At 45.8% G+C, this 380-nt stretch carries 1 protein-coding gene; it reads left to right on the forward strand.

Translation table 11 applies throughout. The features are described 5' to 3' along the window. Positions 1-380, forward strand: a 380-nt coding sequence (locus tag CWC02_RS20530) for a type 2 periplasmic-binding domain-containing protein (protein ID WP_502705413.1), incomplete at both ends; no start/stop codon positions are given.

Genomic DNA, 380 nt, shown 5'->3' on the forward strand with positions numbered 1-380 from the left:
ACAACCCTTACTTACAACACCAAAACCTTGAAGGCGACCTTGCACAAGAACACATGTGGGTAAATCGGGCTGGGTGGGGCGTAGAAGACGCAGTAACAAATAAATCAGGCAGCCAAAAACTTGGCGGGGTCGATGAGGCATTATGGCAATTAGACCAAACCCGCAATATTCGCGTAGGAACACGCCATTACATGGTCGCGAGCCTACTTTGCCAATCAACTCAACTTATTGCCACATTGCCCAGCCGCCAAGCCATGTTAAATCCAAAACACACTGATTTGGTAATAACTCCACTGCCATTTCAAATAGATCCTATTGAAGTAAAAATCTTATGGAGACCATTGCTACATCACGCAAACCAGCAACAGTGGCAGCCTATA

The organism is Pseudoalteromonas sp. S2721, from assembly GCF_005887425.1.
In the GTDB taxonomy this organism is placed as follows: domain Bacteria; phylum Pseudomonadota; class Gammaproteobacteria; order Enterobacterales; family Alteromonadaceae; genus Pseudoalteromonas; species Pseudoalteromonas simplex.